Raw genomic sequence first — 3,864 nt, forward strand, 5'->3', positions numbered from 1 at the left:
GACTCGTCCGACCCGTCCGACTCGTCCGATAAGGCAGCGCGCTCGTCCGATAGGATAGCCGCCCCTTCCGGCTATGTAGGTCTGAACTTCTGTCTATCTTTGTCGGTGGAAACAATAAGCCATGAGACTATGACGGAGACAATGACTGAGCGTGAGCCGAGGGCGAAGAAGTGGTACAGGCAGGAGTGGTTTTACGTACTCCTGTCGCTGGTGCTCTTTGTGGGACTTTCGTATGCCTACTTCTATCCCGCCGCCTTTGAGGACCGGGTGCTCTACCAGGTGGACGGGGCCGCCTCGCAGGGGACGGGACGGGATGTGGTCGACTACCATAAGGAGACCGGGGAGTGGTCCCGCTGGACGGGGAGCCTCTTCGGGGGGATGCCCACCTACCAGATCCGTCCCGACTACGACTCTCAGGCACCCCTTGTCACGCTGCGGAGTCTCCTCCGGCTCGAGTGGCCGATCGACCTGATGCCGGGCGACACCTACCTCCTCCTGATGATGCTCCTCGGGGGGTACATCTTCATGCGGAGCTGGGGGCTGAGGCGGGGGCTCTCGGTCTTCGGGGCGATCCTCTGGACCTTCTCCTCCTACTTCCTCATCCTGATACAGGCGGGGCACATCTGGAAGCTCACCACCCTCGCCTTCATCCCACCGACGATCGCGGGATTAGTCTACGCCTTTCACCGACGATACTACCGTCTGGGCTTCATCGTCATGGCGCTCTTCACGGGACTGCAGATCCTCTGCAATCACTACCAGATGAGCTACTATTTTGCCTTCCTCATGGCGGGGATGATCATCGCCTGGGCGGTGGAGGCGGGGCGTCAAGGGGAGTGGAAGCACTTCGGCAAGGCGCTGCTGGCGGTGACGCTGGGGGGCATCGTCGGGCTGGGGCTCAATGGCTCGGGCCTCTACCATACCTGGGAGCTGCAGCAGGAGACGATGCGCGGGGGGAGCGCCATCGCCACGGAGGGGAGCGGTGAAGCCTCCTCCAAGGGGCTCTCTCGGGACTATATCACCGCCTGGAGCTATGGCGTGGATGAGACGCTGACGCTGCTGATCCCGGATGCCAAGGGGGGAGCGAGCGGTGCCATCGGCTACGATGAGCCGGCGCTGAGCAAGGCGCGGGTGGAGAACCGGGCCTTCGTGGCACAGCAAAACCGCTACTGGGGCGATCAGCCCTTCACGGCGGGACCGGTCTACGTGGGCGCCTTTGTCCTCTGGCTGGCGCTCTTCGGCATGGTGGCGGGTAGAGGCCCGATGAAGTGGGCGCTGCTGGCGGTCTCCCTCCTCTGCCTCCTGCTCTCGTGGGGGCACAACTTCCCCGGGCTGACCAATTTCTTCATCGACCATGTGCCGCTCTACAATAAGTTCCGCACCCCCTCGTCGATCTTGGTGGTCCCGGAGCTGACGATCCCGCTCTTTGCCGTCTGGGGGCTGGCGCTGATCCTGGGGGAACCGGACAGGCTGAGGCGCGGCAGGGGGGCGACGATCACGGCGAGCGTGCTGACGGTCGGTGTGGCGCTCCTCGCCTACCTCTTCCCCTCCATCGGTGGCTCCTTCACGTCGCAGATGGAGCAGCAGGCACTCGCTCCCTACCTCGCGCAGATGCCTCAGCTGATCGATGCGGTTGAGGATCTCCAGAGCGTCCGGACAGCGATCTTCAGGGCCGATGCGCTGCGGTCGCTGATCTACCTCCTCGTGGGGATGGGCATCCTGCTCCTTCTCTATAAAAAAAAGGTGAAGCCGCTGCCGATGCTGGCCCTCGTGACGCTGCTCTGCCTCATCGACCTCTGGACGGTGGACAAGAGGTACCTCAATGACTCTATGTACCACCCGCGGACCGACATTGCAGCAAAGGTGCAGGAGCGGACGCCGGTGGACGATCAGATCCTCAGCGATCCCTCCGAGGCGAGGGTGATGAACCTGTCGGTAGACACCTTCAATGACGCCTCCACCTCCTACTACCACCGCTCCATAGGTGGGTATAATGCGGCCAAGCTGGGTCGCTATCAGGACCTGATCACCGGCTATCTCTCCAAGCTGGATCGGAATGTCCTCCGGGCGCTCAATACGAAGTACTACATCGTGCCCGACAGCGTGACCGGTCAGCGGCTCGTGGTCGACCCGGAGGCGTACGGCGACGGCTGGTTTGTCTCCGACATCCATACCGTCTCCGGTCCGCAGGAGGAGTATGATGCGCTCGGCCGGCTGCCGCTCGACCGAGTGGCGGTGGTGGACCAGTTGCTGGCCGAGGGGTTGCCCACCGGCACGCTCCGGGACAGCCTATCCACGGTGACGCTCACCGACTACGCTCCCGACCGGCTCGTCTACAAGACCTCCAATGCGCATGCCGGACTTGCGGTGCTCTCTGAGATCTACTACCCGCACGGCTGGGAGGCGCGCATAGATGGCGAGGAGGCAAAGATCCTTCGGGTCGACTACCTGCTCCGTGGTCTCGTCGTCCCGGCGGGGGAGCATGAGGTGGTCCTCACCTTTGACCCCAAGACGCTGCAGGTCACCGAGACAACCGCCTACGCCTCCTATGGGGTGCTGCTGCTTGTGATCGTTGTGAGTGGTCTCCTCTACCATCATCATCGGAGGAGGGATGAGGAGCGAGAGGCGTGAGGCGGATCCACCTGGCTCAGGTCGACTCCACCAATAGCTACCTCCGGCGTCGTCTCGCAGAGGAGCCGGAGCTGGAGGAGTATACGGTCGTCACCGCCACCGATCAGACCGCCGGGCGCGGTCAGCTCGGTCATCGCTGGGATGCGACGGCGGGGCAAAACCTCACGATGACCCTGCTCCTCCACCCAAGTGACCTGATGGAGGAGGGGGGGACACTCTTTGACCTCAATATCCTCACCGCTCTCGCTGTGAGAGAGGCGCTCCTGCGCGAGCTCCCACCGGGGGCGGAGGTGAAGGTGAAGTGGCCCAACGACCTCCTCGTCGGCGGGCGAAAGATCTGCGGCATCCTGATCGAGAATAGCTTCTCATCCTCTCGCCTCGATGCGAGCGTTGTCGGCATCGGGGTCAACGTCCTGCAGGAGCGCTTCGGTGAGGGCTATCCGACGCCACCCACCTCGATAGCGGCGGAGTGGCGTTGCGCCGGAGGGGTACCGCCCTCCGGTGACAGCTGGCACGACCGACTGGTCTACGAGATCCTCGAGGCGCTCGAGGCGTGGCGGAGCCGGCCGGTGAGCCGACTCCGGGCGGAGTATCACCGCTGTCTCTTCGGGCGGGGCGAGGCGCTCTGCTTCGCTCGACCCTCCGGCGAGACCTTCTACGGGATGATCGAGGGGGTGAGGGCCGATGGTCGGCTCCTGATCCGCGAACTGCCTTCGGGGCGCCGATCGCTCTACGCCTTCCGGGAGGTCTCGATGCTCCTCACGGTCTCCCTCGACCCGGCAGAGTAGTGCCCCTCGGCTCTATCGGACGAGTCGGACGGGGCTGGACTCTATCGGACGAGTCGGACGAGTCGGACGCCAGCCCCCTCCTCAGCCCTCCCTCTCCGGCCTCCCTCCCTCTCCGGCCTCCCTCCTCTGCGCTCCCTCGCCGGCACTCCCTCCTCGACTCGGGTGCATCCGCAAGGCTGCCCCCTCTGCGACCCGCAAGGGGTCGAGGATATATGTGCCGGCTGATCCACGGGTCATCGGGGCTGCGCCCCTCGACCCGGGGCTATGGAGCGGGCACCCGCAAGGGGTGCTTCGCTCGCCTCCCTACCATGCTGACCTCTAGTAGGAAAGCCCCGAAGGGATCGTTGCCTTTTACCATAGGGAGACCTTAAGCAAAACCAAAAACGTCAGCCATGGGGTGAGGCACCCTTTTTTTAGGCGTATAGGTCAAAATGGTGGGTGAAAC

At 63.8% G+C, this 3,864-nt stretch carries 2 protein-coding genes; both read left to right on the forward strand.

All coding sequences use genetic code 11. The features are described 5' to 3' along the window. Positions 1–129: 129 nt before the first annotated feature. The gene (locus HMPREF2890_RS06585) at positions 130–2,631 is read left to right on the forward strand and encodes a glycosyltransferase family protein (RefSeq protein ID WP_070466831.1); all 2,502 of its coding nucleotides are present in this window, start codon (positions 130–132) and stop codon (positions 2,629–2,631) included. After that, on the forward strand, positions 2,628–3,419 hold the full coding sequence (locus tag HMPREF2890_RS06590; RefSeq protein WP_070466834.1) for a biotin--[acetyl-CoA-carboxylase] ligase: 792 nt from the start codon (positions 2,628–2,630) through the stop codon (positions 3,417–3,419). Before HMPREF2890_RS06585 ends, HMPREF2890_RS06590 begins: the two co-directional genes overlap by 4 nt. Positions 3,420–3,864: the final 445 nt, after the last annotated feature.

The organism is Porphyromonas sp. HMSC065F10 (assembly GCF_001808555.1).
In the GTDB taxonomy this organism is placed as follows: domain Bacteria; phylum Bacteroidota; class Bacteroidia; order Bacteroidales; family Porphyromonadaceae; genus Porphyromonas_A.

Coding starts and splice junctions, on each gene's coding strand:
- HMPREF2890_RS06585 (WP_070466831.1), top strand. CDS start 130: ATGACGGAGACAATGACTGAGCGTGAGCCGAGGGCGAAGAAGTGGTAC.